A 20,786-nucleotide genomic window follows, 5' to 3' on the forward strand; every position below is an offset into this window, starting at 1 on the left:
CCCTTCAGCCCGTGTACTGGGTGAAGACCTTGAGGTAGTCGTACGGCTGCTGCGTCACACCGCTGCAGGAGTCGCCGTCGGTGCCCGAGCCGCAGGGGCGGTCGCGGTTGACGGACCAGTAGGTGAGGCGCCCGATGTGGTGCTGCTGGGCGTAGGCGAGCATGGTCCTGAAGTCGGCGACGCGGACGCGCTCACCGGAGTCGTCGGTCTTGCCGTTCATCGAGGACAGCCCGATGTGGGCGTAGGCGGTGGCGTCGCTGTATCCGTACGCCGACTTGACCCGTGCCTTCAGGCCCTCCATGGCCTGCGTGGTCAGGGTGCCCATGTTCGTGGTGCCGCCGCCGAAGTCGAACGGCATGATGCACCAGACGTCGTTGGCCAGGCCGGAGTTCGCGGCCCGCTTGATCATGTCGACCCCGGTGGAGTCGGGACCGCTGGTGGTGGTGCCGAAGGTGATGACGGTCTTCAGGCCGGGGTTGTTCGCCTTGACCGTCTTCAGCGCGTCGACGACCCGCTGCCGTACGGTCGCGTTGGACCACTCGGTGTTCTCGATGTCGATGTCGAGGGCCTTCAGCTTGTAGGCGTTGATCACCTTCTGGTAGGCGCCGGCGAGCGCCGAGGCGCTGGAGCACTTCTCGCCCAGCTTGTTCCCGCTCCAGCCGCCGACGGAGACCATGACGTCACCGCCGGCGGATCTGATCGCGTCGATCCTCGACTGGTCGGTGCCGCCGGTCAGCGCGCGCGAGCCGTCCCACTTCGGGTTGCAGCCGCCGTCGGAGAGGATGAACGCCAGGGTGAACCACTTGACGCCGGTCGCCGACATCACCGAGGTGGGGTTCTGCGGGTTGCCCCAGCCGAGGTACTCGTAGGGGGCGACGGCCATACCCGGTGAAGCGGCCGCGCTCTTCAGGGAGTTGGCGGGCTGCACGCGGATCAGCCGGGTCTCGCCGGGCCGCAGGGTCGCGCTGTAGGAGTCGGCGATCGCACCCTTGTGGGAGCCGGACCACAGGTCGGTGACGTCTCCGGAGCCGGTGAAGCCGACCTGGGACCAGTCCACGGTGACCGTCGCGTTGCCGGAGGTACCGGTGTTGAACAGGGCCACCACGTACTGGCCGTCGCTCTCCTTCTTGCTCCAGACCTGCTTGACCCCGCTGTTCACGATCCGCTTGGCGGCGACGCCGTCCTGGTCGACCCCGATGAGGCGGTCGTTGGTCAGCATCGCCTTGTCGACCGGGTCGAGATCGGTCAGGTCGGTGCCGAGCAGCAGCGGCGAGGCGGCCATCGCCCACAGGGTGAAGTGGGACCGGCGCTGGTCGGCGGTGAGGCCCGCCCGGTCGCCGTTGCCGATCTCCAGGGAGTCGAGGTCGTTCCAGCCGCCCGGGCCGGCGTGCGGCTGCCAGGAGGCCGCGGTGTTGAAGCGGGAGGAGACGTGCGACCAGTCGGTGAGCGGATAGCCGCTGCCGTTGTCACCGGGACCGCAGTAGCACTCCACGTCGCCCTGGGTGCGCCAGCTGTTCGCCAGCTTCTTCCAGGTGGAGGCGTCCGCGATCGGAAGGTTGTTGGACAGCGCGAAGTTGATGGGCCGTCCGGTGGCGCGCAGCGCCTTGTCCCAGGCCCGGACGTCGGGGACGTCCTGGCTGCCCACTCCGTCGATCTTGAGGTAGTCGACTCCCCAGGAGGCGAACTGCTTGGCCCAGGAGTTCACGAACTCCTGCGCGCCCGGCTTCCCGTAGTCGATGTAGTACATGTTCTTGCAGTTGTAGTTCTTCTCCGTCTTCGAGGTGTCCGCGATGTCCTTCGCGTGGTACGAGGTCCCCTCGATCGGGGTGTTCTTGGAGACAGCGTTCTTGGCGATGCCCGGGGTCACGTAGAAGCCGAACTTCAGGCCCCTGGAGTGGACGTAGTCGGCCAGCGTCTTGATGCCGGACGGGAACTTGGCGGAGTCGACGGTCCAACGGCCGTAGGAGTCGACGACGAAGCCGTTGGAGTCGCACTTCTGCCAGAAGTCGTCCAGGTTGACGTAGACGAAGCCGTGGTTCTTGAGACCGGTCGACACGAGCGCGTCGGCCTGGGCCTTGAGCTTCGCCTCGGTCGGCGAGCGGCGGACGAAGCTCCAGCTGCTCCAGCCCATGGCGGGCCGGACCGACTGGCCGTTGTCGGAGGCGGCCGCCGGGCGGGCGGCGGCCAGCAGCGGGACGGCCGAGGCCATCAGCAGCCCGACCAGGGCCACGATCAGTGATCTGACACGAGTGACACGGGTGATGCCTGTCATAACTGTCCCCTCTTCGCGGGAGTCGCGTACGAGCTGCCGATCCACGCCTCGTCGATCCGCAGCCGCTGGTAGCGGGTCGTGTCGGTGGAGGCGGCCCAGGTGGAGCCCACTTCGAGGCGGACGTAGCGGGCGTTGGCCGCGGTCAGGTCGATGCCCTGGACGCCGCGGCGGCTCGGCAGTTGGCCGGTCTTCACCGGGTTGCCCCAGGTGGAGCCGTCGGCGCTCAGATACACCTTGTAGTCCTTGATCCGCGCCGACTGCTCGGTGTCCGAGCGGGCGTAGGCGACGGAGTCCTCGCGCTGGTTGAGCCCGAGGTACTGGACCTTCTTCGAGCTGCCGAGGTCGAAGGTGAGGTTCACCGGGAGGGTCTTGTTGTTGTCCCAGAAGGTGCCGTAATCACCGTCACCGGCGGCCGAGCCCGCGTGACCGCTCGCCGAGGCGCTCGCGCTCACCTTGACACCGGTGAGGATGCCCTGGCGGCCGGCCGTGGTGACCTTGAACACCGTGTCGTACGGGTCCCAGGCACCGAGGCCGGTGAGGGTGAGCACGCCGCCCGACTGCGACCACGAAACCGCCGCGCCCGTACGGAGGTTGGTGACCGCCGCGACGCGGTAGCCGTTGTCGCGGATACGCAGGGTGCTGGTGCTGGGCGGGGTCAGGACGTGGATGTACTGGCGGTCGGGGTCGATCTTGCTGATCGTGGTCACGCCGTGGGCGCCGTCGTTCCAGAATCCCGGCTTGAGCCCGCCGTACAGGTAGCCGCCGCCCTCCGTGCCGTGCAGGGACTCCCAGATGGGGTCCAGGTAAGAGTTGGCGAAGTTGTTGAAGTCGGCCTGGTTGGCCGGGAACTTGCCGTTGACCTGAGCGGTCTCGGCCATCAGCGCCTTCACGGACGAGCCGGTGTTGGTGACGAGGCGGCCGAGGGTGAGCATCTTGTCGACCGACGGGTCGGTGCCTCCGTACCACCAGGCGCCGGTGGAGGGCAGCTTGAAGTCGGCCTCGGTGAGGCGGGGTTGGGAGGTGTAGACGGCCTGAGGGTAGTCGTAGGCCGGGGTCATGCCCGTCTTCTGCTCATTGCTGATCATGTCCATGATCGGCGTGTCTTCGTTGTTGTTGCTGAGCGTGTAGTTCGGACGCTTCTCGTAGATCTGCCGGTAGAGGTCGTGGCTCTCCCAGTAGGCGTTGTCGTTGTCGATCCAGAAACCGCCGAGGTCGGGGTAGCGGTCCATGACCTCGAAGAAGTTGTCGTAACTGAACTGCCCGAAGCCGTCGTTGGTGGTGAGGTCGACGTTCTTGCCCTTGTAGGCGGAGTAGGCGGCCGAGTCGAGCCACTCGTGGCCGCCCTCGTCGTGCCACTGGGGGTCGTTGGTCATGTAGAGGATGACCTTCAGCCCCTTGGCCTTCGCGGCGGCGACCAGCTCACCCAGGAAGTCCCGCTTGGTGGAGCAGGAGCCGGGGATCTTCGACGGCCAGGCGCGGGCGTAGCCGAGGCGGCTGTGGAAGGAGGCGAGGACGAGGTACTGCGTGTGCAGCTTCTGGGCCTCCTTCACCCAGTAGTCGGCGTTCCAGCCTCCGTTGGTGACGTCGTCCTCCCAGGCGGTGCAGCTGGTGTGGGCGGGCGTGGTGCGCAGGCCCCAGTGCAGGAACAGTCCGCCCACCGAGGCGCGGAGGAAGTCCTGGCGGGGGTTCTCCAGATCCAGCGGCTCGGCCGCCGTGCCGCAGTCCTGGTCTCCGGAGACCCGCAGGGCGCCGCCGGACGTGTTGTGGCTGTCCGTCAGGCAGCTGCCCGTCGCGCCCTGGAAGCCCACGTCGAACGGGGAGCCGCCGCCCTTCTGTGCGGTGAACCGGGTGAGCCGGATGCCGTCCGCCGCGTTGGCGAGGAACGCCGGGCGGCCGTCGTCCGCGGCGAACTTCACCGAACTGTCGGTGAAGCGGATGTCGTCGGCGTTGTGGAGGTACCAGCCGTAGGCCGGCCGGGTTCCGATGGCCTTGGGGTTGTAGTCGTTCGGGTCGTTGCTCGGCACCGCAGTGGACATGGTGCCGTTGCCGCCCGGAACCGTGATGTCGACGTTGTTGAAGGTCACGCCCTTGATGCGGTGGCCGGTCTCGCCCCACAGGGTCGGGCTGAAGGACGGACTGCTGCCGGTGGCCGTGATGTCGTCGTACGTGATGTCGCTGATCGATCCGACACCGGGGCTGTTGCCGCAGCGCTTTCGGGTGCCGATCTTCTGCATGATCGGCGAGTGGACGTTCGTCATCGTGATGTCGCGGTAGTGGACGTCGGAGATCTTCGCGCCGTCCATCGACACCATGCCGAGGCCGGACTTGTCGGCTCCGTCGATACGGATGTTCTCGAACCGGTAGTCCGAGAAGTCGCCGCAGGTCTCCGAGCCGAACATGAGGGCGTTGCAGCAACGGGCGGACAGGAAGCTGTCGTTGACGCGGACGTGGCCGTTGGGAAGCTTGGCGCCGAGGGCGTAGTCGCTCTTGAAGACCAGGGCGTCGTCGTTGGCCCTGATGTTGGCGTTCGTCACCGTGACGTTCGTCGTGGAGATGATGTTCCAGCCGTCGCGGTCGCTCGCGGTGTCGATGGTCAGGTGGTCCGACGTCACGTTCCTGCAGCCGTTGACGAGCGCAGCGAAGTGGCCGCCGCGGCGGAGGGTGAGGCCGTCACCGATCGTGAGTCCGTCGCACCGGGTCAGGGAGATGATCTTGTCGGCCTCGCCGGACTTCGGGTTGCCGGTGATCAGGTTGCCCATGCCGTCGATGACGCCCTGGCCGACGAAGCCGATGCCGGTCAGCTTGTCGCCGTAGATCATCGCGTCGCGGAAGTGGCTGTGCCCGTAGTCCTGGTAGTCGTCGTACGGATTGGACTCGGCCTTGTCGTAGGTGTCGGCACTGGAGCCCTGGAGGGCGGCGCCCTTGTCGAGCCGGAGCGTCACATGGCTCTTCATGTGGATGGTGTTCTTCGACTTGTAGTCACCGGGCGGGAAGCGGACCACTCCGCCGCCCGACGCCGAACTCGCCGCGCTGATCGCCTTGTTGACGGCGGGGGTGTCGTTGGCGGAGCCGTCGCCTTTGGCGCCGTAGTCGCGTACGTCGAAGACGGCGGCGGCTCGGGGCGGGTCCTGCGGGGCGGCCGGGGCCGCCGGGGCCGCCGGGTGGCTGAGTCCGAGGACGACGGCGACGACGAAGAGGACGATCGCGGCCGCTCGGGAGCGGGAGCGGGAGCGGGAGGCAGTGGGGGGTTTCAAGGTGACGGCTCCTCAGACCAGTTGGTAGCCGCGGAGGTTGCTGAGCAGCAGGTAGGTGTTCTGCAGGGAGCCGGAGGTGTCGCCGAGGGAGCGGTAGATGCCCCACTTCGGGCGGACCCGGTCGGCCAGGAAGGTGTCGACGCCGGTCTTCGACGCGTCGACGACGGTCGAGCCGGCGGACTTGAGGATCCAGCGGACCGAACCCGCCGAGCCGTCGCCGACCTTGATCTGGAAGTCGACGTCGGTCCACTTGTCGTGCAGCGGGTCCAGGTCGGTGCGGCCGACGAGGATGTCGTCGATGGCGAGCTTCAGCTCGATGGTCTGCCTGCCGTTCACCCGGCGCAGGGACTGCACGACGATCGGCGAGGTGCCGCTGCCGGGCTGCTTCATCTGCATGATGTGGGTGAAGGTGGTGGTCGCCTTCAGGGAGCTCGGGATGTACATCGAGTAGGTGACCCGCCAGGTCTGGCCCTTCGTCCACTTCAGGTAGTTGGCGCCGCTGCCGTTGCGCAGCCCGGTGACCTCCTGGCGCTGGCGGTCGGTCGAGGTGTCCCGGTCGACGGTGTGCATGTCGAACCGCCAGTTGTTGCCGGTGGCGTAGATGTGCGGCTGTCCGGCGGGGTGCGAGTCGGCGCGGTCGTCCTCGATCGTCTCGAAGGCGCCGAGGCCGTCGGCGCTCGCGGAGGGGGCCCACTTCTGCTGCCAGGAGGCGGCGTGGGCGGTGGTCGCCGTCGGCAGACCGACCGCGGCCGCCGTGGCACCGCCGAGCGCGGCGCCCAGCACCGCCCTTCTGGATGTGCTCATGACACTAATCACCTCGCAGTTGTTCGTTCATGATCAGGAAGGCGCCCAGGCCGTGGAAGTCGTTGGTGGCCCGGTCGCGAGCGATGTAGTACGCGTAGTCACCGACGTTGGTGCCGATGGAGATGTCGGCGAGGTTCGTGCGCCCGTCGGAGCCGACCGAGAGCTTGGCGAGCACGCCCTGGTAGCCGCGGTGTGCGACGGCCTTGAAATGCCGGTCCAGGTATCCCTGCTGGGCGCCGCGCGAGAGGGCGTAGGTGAACATGCTGGAGCAGGACGTCTCGGTCCAGTTGTCGCCGCGGGCACCCTTGTCGATCACCTGGAACCAGCGGCCGGTCGCCGGGTCCTGGTACTTCTCCAGGCCGGCCGCCAGCTTGCGGAAGACAGAGAGCAGCTGGGCCCGGCGCGGGTGGTGCCGCGGAATGCCGTCCAGCACGCCGACGATCGCCATGGAGTACCAGCCGACCGCACGGCACCAGTGCTCGGGGGCGAGCCCGGTCTGCGGGTCGGCCCAGCCGGCGCTCTTCGACTCGTCGTAGGCGTGCTTGAGCAGTCCGTTCGCGACCTGGAGGTGGCTTCCGTAGACGGCGAGCTGTTTCGCGGCCTCGTCATCGGTGTACGAGCTGTCGCCGAACTCCTCTCCGTACTCGACGAGGAACGGGTTCACCATGTAGACGCCGTCCGCCCAGAGCTGATGGGCACGGCTCGCGGTGTCGGCGTGCCAGAACCCGCCGTCGCTCGTGCGGGGGTAGCCGGCCAGGCGGTCGACGATCTTCTTCGCCGCCTTGCGGTAGCGGTCCTGGCCGGTCTCGTGGTGCAGGATCACCAGGAGCCGGCCGGCCTGCATGCTGTCCAGGCTGTTGAAGGACTGGCCGATCGAGCCGTCGCTCTTCACGAAGCGGTCGACGTAGTCCTTGATGTAGGTCAGGTAGCGGGTGTCATGGGTGCGCTCGTACGCGAGGTACTGGCCGTAGAGGTACAGGCCGACCGGGTAGGACCAGCCACCGATGCTGCTCGGTGTGTAGCGGGCCATGGTCGACTCGACCATCGCCACGGACCAGTCCCGGTCCGGGGACGGCCCGGTCGGGGAGCCGGCGGGCGGGGGTGCGGCGGCCGGCACGGTGACCAGGGTCGCGGCGGCGAGTGCAAGGGTCGTCAGAGCCGTGCGGAGACGACGGCGTCTCATGTTCCTCCCTCTCCGTGAGCCAGGAGACACGGGAAACATCGGATGAAAGTCGAGGCAGATTCATATCCGTGAACTGAGTTCAGGATTCCGCCCGTTGGCGCGATCCAGAGTCGCGGCAGGACCGTCGGCGGTCAATGGTCTGTACCGAAGAGGTCGGATGCATTTCCGGCCAATTTCAGCCATCGCCCACTGACTCGCGGGTCAGTTCGGACGGATTCCCCGGTCAGGAATGCATCACGGCTCGTGATCGTTGACGATGGGAGTACCACCTGACGACAACCGTAAGGATCAAGAGCTCGTGAGCAGCAAGGTCCCCCCGATCATCCTCAACAACGGCGTCGAGATGCCCCAGCTGGGTTTCGGCGTCTGGCAGGTGCCGGACGCCGAGGCTGAGCGCGCGGTCGCCACGGCGCTGGAGGCCGGGTACCGCAGCATCGACACAGCGGCGATCTACGGCAACGAGAAGGGCACCGGAAAGGCCGTCGCCGCCTCCGGACTGGCCCGCGAGGACATCTTCGTCACCACCAAGCTCTGGAACAGCGACCAGGGCTACGACTCGACCCTGCGCGCCTTCGACACCTCGCTGGACAAGCTCGGCCTGGACTACGTGGACCTGTACCTGATCCACTGGCCCGCGCCCGCCCGCGACCTGTACGTCGACACCTACAGGGCGTTCGAGAAGCTGTACGCGGACGGCCGGATCCGGGCCATCGGCGTCTCCAACTTCGAACCCGACCACCTGGAGCGGCTGATCGCCGAGACGTCCGTCGTCCCGGCCGTCGACCAGATCGAGCTGCACCCGCACCTCCAGCAGCGCGCGGCCCGCGAGTACCACGCGGAGCAGGGCATCGCCACCGAGGCCTGGTCGCCGCTCGGCTCCGGCAAGGGCCTCCTGGAGGTCCCGGCCGTGGTGGCCATCGCCCAGAAGCACGGCCGCACCCCGGCCCAGGTCGTGCTGCGCTGGCACCTCCAGCTCGGCAATGTCGTGATCCCCAAGTCCGTGACCCCGTCCCGGATCAAGGAGAACATCGAGGTCTTCGACTTCAGCCTCGACACCGAGGACCTGGCGGCGATCAGCGCGCTCAACGAGGACCGGCGCCTCGGCCCGGACCCATCGACGTTCAACGCCGCCTGACGCACCAGCAGTTCGGCCGGCGGTGGGCCCCCTGTCACGCAGGGGGCCCACCGCCGGCCGTCGTGTGTCCGGCGCACGCCGTCAGACGGGCTGCCCGATCGGCCGTACGACGACGGTGTTGATGTCGACGCCCTCCGGCTGCCGTACGGCCCACACGACCGACGCGGCGATCTGCTCCGCGGTGAGGAGGTGGCCGGGCGGCAGGCTCCCGTAGCTGTCCCAGAACGGCGTCTCCACCCGGCCGGGGGCGATCAGCGTGACACCGACGCCGAACTCGGTGACCTCGCGGCGGGCGTTCTCCGCGAGCCCGGTCACCGCCCATTTCGTCGCCCCGTAGATGTTGCCGGGCCCGTGGACGAACCCGGCGACGCTGCCGACCAGCACGATCCGCCCGCGGGTCTCCTTGAGCGCGTCGATGGAGGCGCGGATGAGGAGGGCGGGGCCGAGCACGTTGGTCAGCACCATCTCGGTCCAGCCGGCGGGGTCTCCCGCGGCCACGGTGTCATGGGTGGCGAAGCCCGCGTTGGCGACGACCGTGTCCAGCCGGCCGAACTCCTTGAGCGTGCCGTCCACGGCGGCCTTGATGTCGCCGTACTCGGCTGCGTTGCCGACGAACGTCAACAGCCCCTCCGGGTTGCCCAGTTCCTCCGCGAAGGCGCTCAGCCGCGGCGCACCACGGCCGGTGACGGCCACCCGGTGCCCCGCGTCGAGCAGTTGTCTCGCGACCGCGGCGCCGATACCGCTGCCGCCGCCGGTGATGAGCGCGACCGGTGAGTCGGACATGGCTTCCCCCTGTGTGCTTCTGTCATCTTGTGGACGGCAGGGAGTACATCAGTTGGAGCATTCTCGAAGTCAAGAGCCGCAGGTGCGGCGGTGTCCAGCGGCGGGCCCTCAACCGGTCCGCACAGCCGTGTGCACCGTGTGCACCGCCAACAGGAACACATCCGCCCGCCGATGCACACTCGCCGCGTCTTCAGGATCGAGCAGCCGGTCAAGGGTCTCCCGGTCGTCCGCATCCAGCTGCTCCCCGAACACATCCCGCAGCCGCCCGAGCGACGCGGCGATGTAGTCACGGGCCCGATCGGTCGTCGGCGCCGGAAGATCCAGCATGAAGCTGCGGGTACCGGTGTGCCGCAGTCCGGCCGAGGCCATCAGCGCGGGCCAGTCCTCGACCTCCGCGACGGAGTCGGGCAGGTCCGCGCGCATCGCCGCGAACCACTGCTCCTCCAGCGCGTCGAGCCGCGCCTGGAGCCCGGGTCGCCCGATCCCGATGTCCCGGGGCAGAAAACGCGCCGGCAGCCCGCCCTCCATCAGCGCCAACGTGCCGCCGCGCGCCAGCCGTGCGGCGAACGCGGCGATTCCGGCCCGCTGGTCCCCCAGGTGGTGCAGGCTCCGGCTGGCCCAGAGCAGGTCGACGGGGTAGTCCAAGTCATCGAGAATTCCTGGTAGTTCACCGGCGAGGGTGCCGAAGCGATCGGCGACGCCGAGTCGTTCGGCCCGGGCCTGCGCCCGCTCCAGCAGCGGCGCGGCTCCGTCGACGGCCACCACTCGGGCCCCCGGGAACGCGTCGGCCAGCAGACAGGACAGCACTCCGGGCCCACTGCCCGCGTCGACGATCAGCCCCGGCTCGGTCTGCTTGTGCCCGAGCCAGGCCAGGGCCCGCTCGTACAGGGGCGTGAACAGTTCCGCCTGGGTCTCCAGATGCTCGGCCATCCTGGACCAGTCGATGTCGGTGTGGTCATGGTGGTGGTGACCGTGGGTCTCGTGATCGTGCGCCATGGTGCCAGCCTCTCCTCGCGGTGCGGCCAGCGTGCTCCGACGCACCGCGAAGAGGCCAGTGGTGTTGCCACGACGGCAACAAGCACGGCAAAGCGGACGTAAAGAAAAGGGGATGCGTCCGTCCCGGCCGGTCCCCCACGATGACCCCATGGACGACGAATTGGTGGAGCGCTTCCTCGAAGACGGATTCGTGAGGATCGAGGGCGCCTTCCCGCCCCGCGTCGCCCAGCACTGCGCGTCGCTGCTGTGGCGGGAGACGGGCTACGACCCTGAGGACCCGGCCTCCTGGAAGGACCCGGTGGTGTGGGTGGCCGGGATGGCACAGGGTCCGTTCGCGGCGGCCGCCAACTCTCCGGTCCTGCACGAGGCGTTCGATCTGCTGGTGGGCGAGAACCGCTGGCAGCCCCGCTACTCACTGGGCAGTTTCCCGTTGCGGTTTCCGCACGCGGAGGAACCCGCCGACGCGGGCTGGCACATCGAGGGAAGTTATCTCCCCGAGGGCGCACCCGCCGGCATGTACCACACCAACCTGCCCTCCAGGGACCGTGCCCTGCTGATGCTCTTCCTGTTCAGCGAGGTCACCGAGACCGACGCCCCGACCCGCATCAGAGTGGGTTCCCATCTCGACGTGCCCCCGGTCCTGGAGCCGTACGGCGAACCGGGCGCGTCCTTCCTGGAGTTGGGCCCGAAGGTGGACAGGGCCTCGGCACACCGTCCGCTCGCCCACGCCACCGGCAGCCCCGGTGACGTCTACCTCTGCCACCCGTTCCTGGTCCACGCGGCCCAGCCCCATCACGGCGGGACGCCCCGCTTCATGGCGCAGCCGCCTCTGCTCCCGGCCGAGCCGTACGAGTTGGACCGACCGGACGGCGACTACTCGGCGGTGGAGTTCGCGATCCGCCGGGGTCTGGCCAAGGAGAGCTGACCGGACCCCGGCGGGGGTGTCGCACCGCGCAGCCGGCAGACCTAGAGCGCCGGGTACGCGTTCTTCATGAGCTCCTGGAACTGCGCCGAGAACCAGTGCCCCGACAGCGGGGCGTTCGGCAGCGCACCGGACATGTTGTTGTTGTTCCGCGGGTTGCCGGTGTACGTCGGGTCGCACATCCGGTCGAAGCCCTTGCCCTCGTCGTTCGGGACGGCGGAGCTTGCCCCGTCGGACTCGCCCGGAGGCTTGATCCACACGTAGGCGTCGATCCCGGCGGCCGGGCTGGCCTTCGGACGCTCACCGAGACCGGCACCCGACTGGTTGCACCAGTTGCCGACATGGATACGCCGGTCGAGCTTGCCGCCGTTGACGTAGGTGTCCACGTCCGTCATGGCACCGGGGCCGGTGGGCCGGGCGGAGCCGCCCCAGCCGTTGCGGGAGGTGTCGATCAGCATGCCGACGCCCGAGGGGAAGCCCTGGTTCACGGCCTCCTGCCGGAAGGCCTGGGCGTAGGAGAGCTCGTCGACGTACCGGTTCCAGTCGACCCACTTGGACTCGCGCACGGACTTGCCGTTCACGGAGTCGTTGATGGTGAAGTTCGGCTCCTTCAGCGCGCTGTAGTTGGCGGTGTTGGTGATGAAGCCCTGCACGTCGTTGAGAGTGGCGCCCTCGGCGGTGGCCGCCTGCTTGATCGTCTGGACGGTCGCGGAGAAGTTGTCGTCCCAGCCGAGCCAGCCGTGGTGCCCGGCGTCCACGTAGTTGTAGACGTTGGGGGCGTCACCGAGCTTGTTGAGCGCGTAGCCGACGCCCTTGGTGTAGTTGCCGTTGGCCTTCATCGTGTCGCAGTTCGCGGTGGCGGTGGCCCGCGGCGTGACGTTGGTGACGAGGTTCGGCAGCGAGTCGAGCTCGACCGTGTTGACGATCCGCAGCGAGGCGTACTTGGGGTCGGCGAGGATCGCGGCGATCGGGTCGATGTACTGCGTCTTGTACTTGTCGATCTCCGTCGGGCCCAGTTCGCCGTTGGAGGCGAGGGCCGAGCAGTCGCGTCCGGGGAGGTCGTAGATGACCAGCTGGACGACGAGCTCTCCCGAGCCCTTCTGCTTCAGCGCCTCGTCGAGGTGGGCGCGCAGGCCCATCTTGCCGCCGGTGCCGTTGATCGCGGCGATCCGGTCCAGCCACACGCCGGTGGGCTGGTTGGAGATGCGGCTGCCGCCCGGCTCCGCGGCGGCGTTGGCGGACCACTCGGGGTTCACGTACACCTTGGCGCCCGCGTACGGGTTGTCGACCCGGGTGCCGGGGGTACCGGGGTCGGTCGGGCCCGGGTCGGTGGGGCCGCCGCCGTCGACGTTGCAGGTCACCCCATCGAGGGTGAAGGTGGCCGGGACGGCGTTGGTGCCGCTGTAGCTGCCCTGGAAGCCGAAGCTGGCCGAACCGCCGGTGGCGAGCGTGCCGTTGTAGGACTCGTTCGCCGCGGTGACGGCCGTCCCGCTCTGGCTGATCTTGGCGTTCCAGCCGCTGGTGACCTTCTGGTTTCCGGCGTACGACCACTTCAGCGCCCAACTCGTCTTGGCGGCGCTGTTGTTGGTGATGGTGACGGCGGCCGTGAAGCCGGTGTCCCACTGGTTCTGCACCTTGTAGTCCACGGTGCAGGGGACGGCGGCAATGCCTGCGCCCCCGGGGGTCACGGCGAGCGCGGTCCCGGAGGCCCCGGCGACGAGCGCCAGGGCAGCGAGGAGCGCTGTTCTCGTACGACTCATGAGTGCGGGTTTCCTTCTCGTTCGCGGACGTTGTCCGCTCGGCGGGTGCTATCCGTTCAGGGCGCGCAGATGGTCACGCAGCCCGGTGCCGAACGCTGTGGGTGTGCCGTCGTAGCTGCTGATCAGGGACGGTCCCAAGGAGCAGTCCCAGGTGTTCCAGGTCCAGCCGAGATACGACAGACCACGGTCGTCGAACCACTTCATGACCTGGTCGACGAACCCGTGCGCGCAGGTGTTCTCGCCGATCTCCCCCGCCACGAGGGGGACCTGGGCGGCCACCGGGGCGAGCGTGGAGTTCCAGCAGCTCGCGTTGGAGCAGGTGTTGAAGTTGTACACGTGCCAGGCGGCGGCGAGATTGCCCGCCGGGTCGGCCGGCTTGTACGTCAGCCACTGGCTGAGATCGTTCGAGTAGGCGATCCCGCCGGCCAGGATCAGGTTCGTCGCGCCGGTGCCCCGGACGCTGTCGACGAGATCCTGCATACCGGCGACCTCGTACCCGATGCCCGGGCAGCTGCCGCCGTCCCGCCAGCACTGCCACGCCTGGGTGGTCGTGGAGGTGGCGCGGTCCGGGTAGGGCTCGTTGAACAGGTCGAAGACGACAGTGCGGTCGTTCTTGAAGGTGTTCGCCACCGAGGCCCAGAACGCGGGCGTGTACTGCATGTCGGGCATCGGCTTCTGGCAACTGGCGTGCACGTCGGAGCAGCCGGCGGAGTTGCCGGTGTACTGCCCGTGGGTCCAGTGCAGTTCGACCACGGGTGTCATGCCGTGGGCCTTGACCTTGGCGACCAGGTCCTTGACGGCGTTGATGTAGTTCGTCCCGGCGTAGGCCGGGTCGATGTCGGCCAGGCCCAGCCAGCACTCCTCGTTGAGCGGAATACGGACCGCGTTGGCCTTCCAGTCGGCGATCGCCTTGACGGAGGCGTCGTCGACCGGGCCGTCGAAGATGCCGCGGCCCTGGACGCACATGAACTCGCCACCGGACCGGTTCACCCCGAGCAGCCGACGGGTGGCGCCGCCGGCGTCCACGAGCTTGTTGCCCGAGGCACGGAGAACAGGGGGTGTCCCCTGGGCCGGGTCCGTCGGCTCCGGCGTGGGTGAGGGGTCGGCGGCCGTGTTGCAGCTGGTGCCGTTGAGCTTGAACGAGGTCGGTACGGCGTTGCTCCCGGACCAGGACGCGATGAATCCGGCGCTGACGCTCGCTCCGGTGGCCAGCGAACCGTTGTAGCTCTCGTTGGCAGCGGTGACCGTCGTACCGGACTGGGACCATTGCGCGTTCCAGCCCTGGGTGAGCTTCTGACCGCTGGCGAAGTCGAACGTGAGGTTCCAACTGCGCACGGCGGCAGTGTTGTTGGTGATCCTGACGGCGCCCTGGAAGCCGCTGTCCCACTCGCCGGTGACGGAGTACTCCACCGAGCAGGCAGGGGCGGCACCGGACGCCGTGACCACCGGCACCGTCACGGACCCGATGAGGGCGACCGCGCCGGCAACGGCTAGGAGAACTGGACGCGGGGGGTGTCGCATGAGCGACTCCTTGCAGATCAGCGCGCCGTTACGGACGCGTCGACTGATGGAATCGCTCCCACTGGTGCCAAGGAAGGTAGCGCCAAGTGACGGCAAAGAACAGAGGGGTCACTTGACTTTTCCCGAGCCCCGTTCGTCGAATCTTTTCGACTCTTCAAGCACCTTGACCCCTTGAACGCACGTCCCCACTATGGGAGCGCTCCCACTGGTTCAAGCCTTGACTTCTCCGAGCCGCACAAGGAGGAACCAGCAATGCCCCCCACCAGGAGACGCCGGACCGTCCGGCGATTGTGGACCGCTGTCGTGGCGGCCATGGCACTGCCGTTCGCAATGCTGAGTGCGGCTTCAACTCCCGCACAAGCAGCAGCAGTTCAGTGCAGCGTCGACTACAAGACCAACGACTGGGGTTCCGGCTTCACCGCGGATCTGACGATCACCAACCGCGGCACGGACGCCATCAACGGCTGGACCCTGACCTACAGCTACACAGGCAACCAGAAGCTGAGCAACGGCTGGAACGGCAACTGGTCCCAGTCCGGTCAGAGCATCAGCGTCAAGGACGCCGGCTACAACGCGAACATCGCCGCGGGCGCCGCAGTTTCCACGGGCGCGCAGTTCACCTACAGCGGCACGAACGCGGCCCCGACCACCTTCGCCGTCAACGGCACCTCGTGCACCGGAGCCCACCAGCCTCCGATCACCGTGCTGACCAGCCCCGCCGCGGGCGCGGTCTACACCCAGGGCAGCGCGGTGCCCCTCGCGGCGACAGCCGCGGCCGCGGACAACGCGACCATCAGCAAGGTGGAGTTCTACGACAACACCACACTGCTCGGCACCGACACGACCTCGCCGTACTCGCTCTCGGTCTCAAGCTTGACCGTGGGCAGTCATTCGCTGCTCGCGAAGGCGTACGACAGCCTGGGCGCGTCCGGTGAGTCGACCCCGGTCGGCATCACGGTCACCTCGGGTCCCGCGGTCGTCGCCTCCGCCACCCAACTGGCCGTCCAGCAGGGCAAGACGGGCACGTACACCGTGAAGCTGTCGACGCAGCCCTCGGCCAACGTGACCGTCACGACCGCCCGCACGAGCGGCAACACGGGCCTGTCGGTGACCGGCGGCGCCTCGCTCACCTTCACGCCGTCGAACTGGAACACCGCGCAGACGGTGACGATCACCGGCAACGCCTCCGGCACCGGTGCGGCGACCTTCGAGTCGACGGCGACCGGCCACGCCAAGGCCTCGGTGACGGTCACCGAGATCGCGGCGACGGGCACGTACAACGCCCGCTTCCTGGATCTGTACGGCAAGATCACCAACCCGGCGAACGGCTACTTCTCCCCCGAGGGCATCCCCTACCACTCGGTCGAGACGCTGATCGTCGAGGCGCCGGACTACGGCCACGAGACCACGTCCGAGGCGTACAGCTACCTCCTGTGGCTGCAGGCGATGTACGGCAAGGTGACGGGCGACTGGTCCAAGTTCAACGGTGCCTGGGACATCATGGAGAAGTACATGATCCCCACGCACGCCGACCAGCCGACCAACTCGTTCTACAACGCTTCCAAGCCGGCCACCTACGCGCCCGAGCTCGACACCCCGAACGAGTACCCGGCGAAGCTGGACTCCTCGGTCTCGGTGGGCTCCGACCCGCTCGCCGGTGAGCTGAAGTCGGCGTACGGCACGGACGACATCTACGGCATGCACTGGCTCCAGGACGTCGACAACACCTACGGCTACGGCAACTCGCCCGGCAAGTGCGAGGCCGGACCGACGGACACCGGACCGTCGTACATCAACACCTTCCAGCGCGGCGCTCAGGAGTCGGTGTGGGAGACGGTGCCGCAGCCGACGTGCGACGCCTTCAAGTACGGCGGCAAGAACGGCTACCTGGACCTGTTCACCGGTGACTCCTCCTACGCCAAGCAGTGGAAGTTCACCGATGCACCCGACGCCGACGCGCGGGCCGTGCAGGCCGCGTACTGGGCCGATGTGTGGGCCAAGCAGCAGGGCAAGGGCTCCGACGTCTCCGCGACCGTGGGCAAGGCCGCGAAGATGGGCGACTACCTGCGCTACGCCATGTACGACAAGTACTTCAAGAAGATCGGCAACTGCGTCGGGCCGTCGACCTGCCCGGCCGGCACCGGCAAGGACGCCTCGATGTACCTGCTCTCCTGGTACTACGCCTGGGGCGGCGCCACCGACACCTCGGCGGGCTGGGCCTGGCGCATCGGATCCAGTCACGCCCACGGCGGCTACCAGAACCCCATGGCCGCGTACGCGCTGAGCTCCTACGCCGACCTCAAGCCCAAGTCGGCCACGGGCGCCACGGACTGGAACACCTCGCTCTCCCGGCAGCTGGAGTTCTACCGCTGGCTGCAGTCCGACGAGGGTGCCATCGCGGGCGGCGCGACGAACAGCTGGGCGGGCCGCTACGCGACTCCTCCGGCCGGCAAGTCGACCTTCTACGGCATGTACTACGACCAGCAGCCCGTCTACCACGACCCGCCGTCCAACCAGTGGTTCGGCTTCCAGGCGTGGTCGATGGAGCGGGTGGCCGAGTACTACCAGCAGACGGGGAACGCGCAGGCCAAGGCGGTCCTCGACAAGTGGGTGAAGTGGGCGCTGTCCAAGACCACGATCAACCCGGACGGCACCTACCAGATCCCCTCCACGCTGCAGTGGTCGGGCCAGCCCGACACCTGGAACGCGTCAAGTCCCGGCGCCAACAGCGGACTTCACGTCACCGTCGCCGACTACACCAACGACGTCGGCGTGGCCGCGGCGTACGCCAAGACCCTGAGCTACTACGCCGCCAAGTCCGGTGACACGGCGGCGAAGACGACGGCCAAGGCCCTGCTGGACGGCATGTGGAACAACTACCAGGACAGCCTGGGCATCGCGGTGCCGGAGAACCGGGCGGACTACAACCGGTTCGACGACTCGGTGTACGTCCCGAGCGGCTGGACCGGGACCATGCCGAACGGTGACGCGATCAACTCCTCGTCGACCTTCGAGTCCATCCGGTCCTTCTACAAGAACGACCCGGCCTGGTCGAAGATCCAGGCGTATCTCGCGGGCGGCGCGGTGCCGTCGTTCACGTACCACCGGTTCTGGGCCCAGGCGGACATCGCCCTGGCCATGGGTTCGTACGCGGAGCTACTCGAATAGCCCCCGCCGAGCACTCCGTGGGGAGGACCGTTGTCGACTGCGGATCCGTTGTGGCTGGTCGCGCAGTTCCCCGCGCCCCTAAAAGCGCTACAGGCACCGTTCCTCCCTCGGAGCCGCTCGAAGGCTCCGCGTATAGGCCCCGTCACCTGACGACGGGGCCAACCGGCCGGGCGGCCCCCCTCCCGCACTGGGGGTCGCCCGGCAACTCTCGCCTCATACAGAAAGCGCTTGCCCCCACCTCTCGGGAAAGGACCCTCCCGTGCGAAGAACCCGCATCCTCACGGCCGTGCTCGCGCTCGCGGCCGGGCTGCTCGCCGGCACCCCGCCCGCACTGGCGGCCGACGGCACCGCGAAGGTCTCGCTCGCCGCCGACACGTACACCTGGAAGAACGCCCGGATCGACGGCGGCGGTTTCGTGCCGGGCATCGTCTTCAACCGCAAGGAGAAGAACCTGGCGTACGCCCGCACGGACATCGGCGGGGCCTATCGCTGGCAGGAGCCGACGAAGACGTGGACGCCGCTGCTGGACTCGGTCGGCTGGGACGACTGGGGGCACACGGGTGTGGTCAGTCTGGCCTCCGACTCGGTGGACCCGAACAAGGTGTACGCGGCCGTGGGGACGTACACCAACAGCTGGGACCCGAAGAACGGCGCGGTCATGCGGTCCTCGAACCGGGGCGCGAGCTGGCAGAAGACCGACCTGCCGTTCAAGCTCGGCGGCAACATGCCGGGGCGGGGCATGGGCGAGCGGCTGGCCATCGACCCGAACAAGAACAGTGTGCTGTACCTCGGGGCGCCGAGCGGCAAGGGGCTGTGGCGGTCCACGGACTCCGGGGTGAGCTGGTCGCAGGTGGCGAACTTCCCCAACGTCGGCAACTACCAGCAGGATCCGAGCGACACCAGCGGTTACTCCAGTGACAACCAGGGCGTCGTCTGGGTGACCTTCGACGAGTCGACGGGGACGTCCGGGAACGCCACGAAGACGGTCTACGTCGGGGTCGCCGACCTGCAGAACTCGGTGTACCGCTCGACGGACGCGGGCGCGACCTGGACGCGGCTCGCCGGCCAGCCGACGGGTTACCTGGCCCACAAGGGTGTCCTGGACGCGGCGGGCGGCTACCTGTATCTCTCCTACAGCGACAAGGGCGGGCCGTACGACGGCGGCAAGGGCCAGGTGTGGCGGTACGCGACGGCGACCGGCACCTGGACGAACATCAGCCCGGTCGCGGAGGCCGACACCTACTACGGCTTCAGCGGACTGACGGTGGACCGGCAGAAGCCCGGCACGGTCATGGCCACCGCCTACAGCTCCTGGTGGCCGGACACCCAGATCTTCCGCTCGACGGACAGCGGGGCGACCTGGACGAGGGCGTGGGACTACACGTCGTACCCCAACCGCGCAAACCGCTTCACCATGGACGTCTCCTCCTCCCCGTGGCTCACCTGGGGCGCGAATCCGTCGCCGCCCGAACAGGCGCCGAAACTCGGGTGGATGACCGAGTCGCTGGAGATCGACCCGTTCGACTCGAACCGCATGATGTACGGGACGGGGGCCACCGTCTACGGCACGGAGAACCTCACGAACTGGGACTCCGGCGGCCAGTTCACCATCAAGCCGATGGTGCGGGGCCTGGAGGAGACGGCGGTCCTCGACCTGGCGTCGCCGCCCTCGGGCGCCCCGCTGCTGAGCGCGCTCGGTGACATCGGCGGCTTCCGGCACACGGATCTCACCAAGGTCCCGTCGATGATGTTCACGTCCCCGAACTTCACCACGACCACCAGCCTGGACTTCGCCGAGACGAACCCGAACACGGTGGTGCGGACGGGCAATCTGGACTCGGGGCCGCACATCGCGTTCTCGACGGACAACGGAGCCAACTGGTTCGCGGGGACCGACCCTTCGGGCGTCAGCGCCGGCGGGACGGTGGCCGCCGCCTCGGACGGCAGCCGGTTCGTGTGGAGCCCGGACGGCACAGGCGTGCAGTACACGACGGGTTTCGGCTCGTCCTGGTCCGCGTCGAGCGGCATCCCGGCCGGGGCGATCGTGGAGTCGGACCGAGTGGACCCGAAGACCTTCTACGGCTTCAAGTCCGGGAAGTTCTACGTGAGCAAGGACGGCGGGGCGACGTTCACGGCGTCCGCGGCGAGCGGACTGCCGACCGGTGACAGCGTGCGCTTCAAGGCGCTGCCGGGCGTGAAGGGTGACGTGTGGCTGGCGGGCGGGGCGGTCGACGGCGCGTACGGCCTGTGGCACTCCACGGATGGCGGCACGAGCTGGACGAAGCTCTCGAACGTCGACCAGGCCGACGCGATCGGCTTCGGGAAGGCGGCGACGGGGGCCTCGTACCAGACGCTCTACACCAGCGCGAAGATCGGTGGCGTCCGTGGCATCTTCCGCTCCACGGACAAGGGCGCGAGCTGGACCCGCATCAACGACGATGCCCACCAGTGGGGTTATACCGGTGCGGCGATCACCGGTGATCCGCGGGTGTACGGGCGGGTGTACGTCGCGACCAACGGCAGGGGCGTGATCTACGGCGACACCTCCGACACGAGCGGCGGAGGCGGCACCGATCCGACGGACCCGCCCGATCCCACACCCACGGGTGCCTGCGCGGTGACGTACAAGATCACCAACCAGTGGTCGGGCGGCTTCCAGGCGGACGTCCGGCTCAGCAACACGGGCTCAAGTGCCTGGACCGGCTGGGCACTCGGCTGGACCTTCCCCGACGGCCAGACGATCTCCCAGACCTGGAACGCCGAGTCCACCCAGTCGGGCTCGACGGCGACAGCGAAGAACGTCGGCTGGAACGCCAACGTGGCGGCGGGCTCGTCGGTGAGCTTCGGCTTCACGGGCAACTGGTCGGGGACGAACGGGAAACCGACCGCGTTCAAACTGGGCGACCAGAACTGCGCGATCGCCTGACCGGAGCGTCGAGGGCGCGTACCGCACCGGGTACGCGCCCTTTCCTCTGCGGATCGATAGTC

Annotated in this window: 12 protein-coding genes; 4 read left to right on the forward strand and 8 right to left on the reverse strand. The window is 68.2% G+C overall.

The features are described 5' to 3' along the window. Positions 1-4 precede the first annotated feature (4 nt). Genes RKD20_RS07945 through RKD20_RS07960 form a run of 4 tightly spaced genes read right to left on the reverse strand, consistent with a single transcriptional unit; the run spans position 5 to position 7,513 of the window. A complete protein-coding gene (locus RKD20_RS07945) occupies positions 5-2,272 on the reverse strand; it encodes an alpha-galactosidase (RefSeq protein WP_424877082.1) in 2,268 nt (755 codons plus the stop codon). Then, positions 2,269-5,526 carry a glycosyl hydrolase family 28 protein gene (locus RKD20_RS07950; RefSeq protein WP_424877083.1) on the reverse strand — a complete coding sequence of 1,086 codons (3,258 nt, stop codon included), beginning with the start codon at positions 5,524-5,526 and terminating at the stop codon, positions 2,269-2,271. Before RKD20_RS07950 ends, RKD20_RS07945 begins: the two co-directional genes overlap by 4 nt. A gap of 12 nt (positions 5,527-5,538) precedes the next feature. Then, entirely contained in the window at positions 5,539-6,330 is a 792-nt protein-coding gene (locus RKD20_RS07955) for a Tat pathway signal sequence domain protein (RefSeq protein WP_424877084.1), read from the reverse strand. A 4-nt stretch (positions 6,331-6,334) separates the two neighbouring features. Next, positions 6,335-7,513 carry a glycoside hydrolase family 88/105 protein gene (locus tag RKD20_RS07960; protein WP_424877085.1) on the reverse strand — a complete coding sequence of 393 codons (1,179 nt, stop codon included), beginning with the start codon at positions 7,511-7,513 and terminating at the stop codon, positions 6,335-6,337. Between the two features lie 298 nt (positions 7,514-7,811). On the opposite strand from RKD20_RS07960, the gene RKD20_RS07965 reads away from it, so the two are divergent. Further along, positions 7,812-8,648 carry an aldo/keto reductase gene (locus RKD20_RS07965; RefSeq protein ID WP_424877086.1) on the forward strand — a complete coding sequence of 279 codons (837 nt, stop codon included), beginning with the start codon at positions 7,812-7,814 and terminating at the stop codon, positions 8,646-8,648. 81 nt (positions 8,649-8,729) lie between these two features. Here the strand turns inward: RKD20_RS07965 and RKD20_RS07970 are convergent, their stop codons facing one another. Then, complete coding sequence (locus tag RKD20_RS07970) at positions 8,730-9,431, reverse strand: SDR family oxidoreductase (protein WP_424877087.1); 702 nt, start codon at positions 9,429-9,431, stop codon at positions 8,730-8,732. 108 nt (positions 9,432-9,539) lie between these two features. Then, on the reverse strand, positions 9,540-10,427 hold the full coding sequence (locus RKD20_RS07975) for a class I SAM-dependent methyltransferase (RefSeq protein WP_424877088.1): 888 nt from the start codon (positions 10,425-10,427) through the stop codon (positions 9,540-9,542). 112 nt (positions 10,428-10,539) lie between these two features. Between RKD20_RS07975 and RKD20_RS07980 the strand changes: the two genes are divergently transcribed. Then, on the forward strand, positions 10,540-11,352 hold the full coding sequence (locus RKD20_RS07980; protein WP_424877089.1) for a phytanoyl-CoA dioxygenase family protein: 813 nt from the start codon (positions 10,540-10,542) through the stop codon (positions 11,350-11,352). A gap of 41 nt (positions 11,353-11,393) precedes the next feature. Here RKD20_RS07980 and RKD20_RS07985 read toward each other — a convergent pair whose 3' ends face one another. Next, on the reverse strand, positions 11,394-13,109 hold the full coding sequence (locus RKD20_RS07985) for a glycoside hydrolase family 6 protein (RefSeq protein WP_424877090.1): 1,716 nt from the start codon (positions 13,107-13,109) through the stop codon (positions 11,394-11,396). A gap of 48 nt (positions 13,110-13,157) precedes the next feature. Beyond that, complete coding sequence (locus tag RKD20_RS07990; RefSeq protein ID WP_424877091.1) at positions 13,158-14,630, reverse strand: cellulose binding domain-containing protein; 1,473 nt, start codon at positions 14,628-14,630, stop codon at positions 13,158-13,160. 252 nt (positions 14,631-14,882) lie between these two features. Between RKD20_RS07990 and RKD20_RS07995 the strand changes: the two genes are divergently transcribed. Both RKD20_RS07995 and RKD20_RS08000 read left to right on the forward strand, forming a co-directional pair. Then, entirely contained in the window at positions 14,883-17,798 is a 2,916-nt protein-coding gene (locus RKD20_RS07995; protein ID WP_424877092.1) for a glycoside hydrolase family 48 protein, read from the forward strand. 259 nt (positions 17,799-18,057) lie between these two features. Continuing rightward, positions 18,058-20,724: a cellulose binding domain-containing protein gene (locus RKD20_RS08000; RefSeq protein WP_424877093.1), complete on the forward strand. Its 2,667-nt coding sequence runs from the start codon at positions 18,058-18,060 to the stop codon at positions 20,722-20,724. Positions 20,725-20,786 lie beyond the last annotated feature (62 nt).

The organism is Streptomyces sp. SLBN-8D4, from assembly GCF_049739545.1.
GTDB classification, from domain to species: Bacteria; Actinomycetota; Actinomycetes; order Streptomycetales; family Streptomycetaceae; genus Streptomyces; species Streptomyces canus_C.